At 73.0% G+C, this 3,803-nt stretch carries 4 protein-coding genes; 3 read left to right on the top strand and 1 reads right to left on the bottom strand.

Annotated features, from left to right (window positions below; genetic code table 11):
* The coding region (locus tag HMPREF3159_RS10770; protein WP_070501025.1) for a phosphotransferase family protein at window positions 1-1,338 on the bottom strand (1,338 nt) is incomplete at its 3' end.
* Between the two features lie 53 nt (window positions 1,339-1,391).
* On the opposite strand from HMPREF3159_RS10770, the gene HMPREF3159_RS10775 reads away from it, so the two are divergent.
* The 3 genes from HMPREF3159_RS10775 to HMPREF3159_RS10785 form a co-directional block, all read left to right on the top strand.
* Window positions 1,392-1,817 carry a DUF3151 domain-containing protein gene (locus HMPREF3159_RS10775; protein WP_070501026.1) on the top strand — a complete coding sequence of 142 codons (426 nt, stop codon included), beginning with the start codon at window positions 1,392-1,394 and terminating at the stop codon, window positions 1,815-1,817.
* Between the two features lie 293 nt (window positions 1,818-2,110).
* Window positions 2,111-3,409, top strand: coding sequence for an adenylosuccinate synthase (locus HMPREF3159_RS10780; RefSeq protein ID WP_070501027.1), 1,299 nt, complete (start codon window positions 2,111-2,113; stop codon window positions 3,407-3,409).
* A gap of 1 nt (window position 3,410) precedes the next feature.
* Window positions 3,411-3,803 (top strand): sterol carrier family protein (locus HMPREF3159_RS10785; RefSeq protein ID WP_070501028.1); only part of this gene is annotated, 393 nt, incomplete at its 3' end.

Raw genomic sequence — 3,803 nt, forward strand, 5'->3', positions numbered from 1 at the left:
GGGCCGGCCGGGGGCGGGCATCGCGGGCTGCGCCGCCGCGGCCCGGTCGATCCGCTGCCGCTCCGCGTACCGTGCGGCGGCGACCCACTCCTCGGCCACGCGCACGATCGCCTCGGTCGCGGCCTCCCAGGCAGCCTCCTGCTGACGGTGCGGTCCGGTCGCGAGCGAGAGCACGACCCCGGCGGAGCGCAGTGCGAGCTCCACCGGATCGACCCGCTCCTGGAAGGTCTCGTGCCAGGTGCGGATCGCGTCCTCGACCCGCTGCTGCATGCCACGGTCGATGCGCCCGGCGTTGCCGTAGTCGGCCAGGACGCTGAGATGAGCGAGCAGGCAGGCGAGGTCGTCGGCGCGGCGACCCGGGCCGACGGTGTCGATGTCGAGCAGGCCCACGACCCTGCCGTCCTGGACGAACACCTGCGCCTCGTAGAAGTCGCCGTGGACGACGTCGTGCGGGCGCATGTCGATGCGCTGCTCGATCGCGGCCAGGCCCTCGCGGATCTCCCGCACCAGCGCGTCCAGGCGCGGCCCGAGCGCGGGCACGGCGGAGGCGACGATCCCCGCGTAGAACTCGACCGAGTCGGTCCACGGCGGCCGCAGCGACAGTCCGTACATGGAGGCGGGCAGGCGGTCCAGCAGCGCGACCAGGTCCTCGGCGCGGCAGGAGTCCACGCCCTCGTCGATCACCGCGCGGGCGAGCGGCCGGCCCGGCAGCTCCGCGAGCACGACGAGACCCTGATGGTGCGCGATGACCTCGGGCACCGGCACCCCGGCGGAGAGCAGGCGCTGATGGCGCTCCACGATCTCCCCGCTGCGGTGCGGCTGCATGACCTTGAGGTACACGGCCGCGGCGTCCTGGGAGGCGCGCAGCACGGCGCGCCGGCCGGGACGGTAGGAGACGACATCGATCGCGATCGGCTCGGACGGGTCCGGACCGAGGGAGACGCCCAGGTCGTGCAGGGTGCGGCCGACGATGTCGGGATAGCAGACCTGCGGGAGCATCGGCAGCCACGGATCGTGCGGGTAGCGCCACACGCGCACGTTGATGTCACCGTCGGTCATCACCAGGGTCTGCTCGGCGACGTAGAGGTTCTTCTCGCGCTCCCCGATGTGGGCGCTCGCGCCGAACAGCTCCTCCCGGGCCGGGGCCTGGGGGCCGTCGAGCTCGGGCCAGGAGACCTGGGTGCGGTACAGGGCCTTGGTGCTGCGGCCGGGGCGGTGGTCGACGTGGTCGAGCTGCCAGCTGTGCAGCACCCCGCCCGAGTTGCCGACGGCCGAGCGGAGCAGCCCACCGGCTCCGGGCCCGGTGAGAAGCTCGGAGCCGTCCTGCGTGTGTGACATGGGCGATTCACTCTGTTCTGTGGTCATCGGGCGGCTGCGCCTACGATGCTTGCATGGCTGATCGTACCGATAACCTCACCAGCGGGAATCTCCTGGGCATCCCGGAGACCCGCCTCCCCGACGACTTCGTCGACGTCCAGGTCGCCGAGGAGCTCGTCGAGGGCGAGCCGCGCGAGGTCGTCGCCCGGCATCTGGACTCCCCTCTGGCCTGGGCCACCCTCGCCGAGGACGCGCTGAGCGACGGTGACGAGATCACCGCCTACGCCTGCGCCCGCACCGCCTACCACCGGGGCCTCGACGCGCTGCGCCGCAACGGCTGGCGCGGCCAGGGCCCGATCCCCGCCTCCCACGCGCCGAACCGCGGCGTGCTGCGTGCGCTGGCGCTGCTGGGAGAGGTCTCCCGCCGTCTCGGCGACCAGCCCGAAGCCGACCGCATCACCGACTTCCTGCGCGAGGCGGACCCGAGCCTGCTGGACTGAGCCGGCTCCCGGCCCGGGCCTGCGCGAGCCCGGCCGGACCGGCTGGACCTGCGCTGGCCTGGCAGTATCGGAGCCGGCCCGGACAGCGCGGGCGGTGCGTGTGCACTCAGTGGCGCCCAGTGCGCAGCCGTCGCCGCATGCGGGGTCGGATGCCGGCTGAGCGCCACTGGATGCAGCGCCCGCCGTCACCCCTCGGACGTGCTCCCGGACGGCGCTTGGTAGGATCCACGCGGCCCTGTGCGCCGCACGCGGTCACCTGTGCAGAAGTCCCGACATCGTTCCCAGGAGTCGCCATGCCCGCCGTCGTGATCGTCGGAGCCCAGTGGGGCGACGAGGGGAAGGGCAAGGCCACCGACCTGCTCGGAGAGCGCGTCGACTACGTCGTCAAGCCCAACGGGGGCAACAACGCCGGCCACACCGTGGTCGTCGACGGCGAGAAGTTCGAGCTGAAGCTCCTCCCCGCCGGCATCCTCTCGCCGCAGGTCACCCCCGTGATCGGCAACGGCGTCGTGGTGAACCTCGAGGCGCTGTTCGAGGAGATCGGCATGCTCGAGTCGCGCGGCGTGGACACCACCCGTCTGCGCATCAGCGCCAACGCCCACATCGTCGCGCCCTACCACCAGACCCTCGACAAGGTCACCGAGCGCTTCCTCGGCAAGCGCGCGATCGGCACCACCGGGCGAGGCATCGGCCCCGCCTACATCGACAAGGTGGGCCGCCTCGGCATCCGCGTGCAGGACCTCTACGACGCCTCGATCCTGCGCCAGAAGGTCGAGGGCGCGCTGCGCCAGAAGAACGAGCTGCTGGTCAAGCTCTACAACCGCCGCGCCGTCGAGGTCGACGAGATCGTCGAGGGCCTGCTCTCCTACGCGGAGCGCCTGCGCCCCATGGTCGTGGACACCACCCTGCTCCTGGGCGATGCGCTGGACCGCGGCGAGGTCGTGCTGATGGAGGGCGGCCAGGCCACCTTCCTCGACGTCGACCACGGCACCTACCCCTTCGTCACCAGCTCCAACCCCACCGCGGGCGGCGCCGTGACGGGCACCGGCGTCGGCCCCACCCGCATCGACCGGGTGATCGGGATCGTCAAGGCGTACACCACCCGCGTGGGCGCCGGACCGTTCCCCACCGAGCTCGAGGACAAGTGGGGCGAGTACCTCCAGAAGACCGGCGGCGAGGTGGGCGTGAACACCGGCCGCCCCCGCCGCTGCGGCTGGTACGACGCGCTGATGATCCGCCACGCGGTGCGCATCAACGGCTTCACCGACATCGTGCTCACCAAGCTCGACGTCCTCACCGGCATCGACGAGGTCCCGATCTGCACCGGCTACGACGTGGACGGCGTGATCCACCGCGAGATGCCGATGACCCAGACCGAGTTCCACCACGCCGTGCCGGTCTACGAGACCCTGCCCGGCTGGACCGAGGACCTCTCCGAGGCGCGCACCTTCGAGGAGCTGCCCGAGAACGCGCAGGCCTACGTGCGCCGCCTCGAGGAGCTCGCCGGCTGCCGCATCAGCGCCATCGGCGTGGGCCCGGACCGCGCCGACACCATCGCCGTCCACGACCTCCTGCCGGAGACGACGGCCTGACGTGGTGACCCGCCGTACCGACCCCGAGACCGGCCGCGCCGCGCTCGCGGCCTGGGCGACGGATCCCGCGGCCGCGCGCCGCCCGGTGCTCGCCCCCGCCGTGCGGCACACCCTGGAGCTCTTCGCCGAGGAGCATCCCGGCGGTGCCGTGGAGCTGCGGGTCCCGCCCTACGCCGCGGTCCAGGCCATCGCCGGCACCCGCCACACCCGCGGCACCCCGCCCGCCGTGGTCGAGACCGACGCCGCGACCTGGCTCGCTCTCGTCACCGGAGACCTGACCTGGGCCGACGCCGTCGCGGACGGCCGGGTCGCCGCCTCGGGCGAGCGCAGCGACCTCTCCGAGCTGCTGCCCCTGCCCGGCCCGCGACGCACGGTCCGCACCGCCCGCGGCACC

The sequence above is a fragment of the Brachybacterium sp. HMSC06H03 genome, from assembly GCF_001807385.1.
GTDB classification, from domain to species: Bacteria; Actinomycetota; Actinomycetes; order Actinomycetales; family Dermabacteraceae; genus Brachybacterium; species Brachybacterium conglomeratum.

What these genes read in the sequence shown, in the direction of transcription:
- HMPREF3159_RS10775 (WP_070501026.1), top strand. Translation starts at nt 1,392, where the DNA reads ATGGCTGATCGTACCGATAACCTCACCAGCGGGAATCTCCTGGGCATC.
- HMPREF3159_RS10780 (WP_070501027.1), top strand. Translation starts at nt 2,111, where the DNA reads ATGCCCGCCGTCGTGATCGTCGGAGCCCAGTGGGGCGACGAGGGGAAG.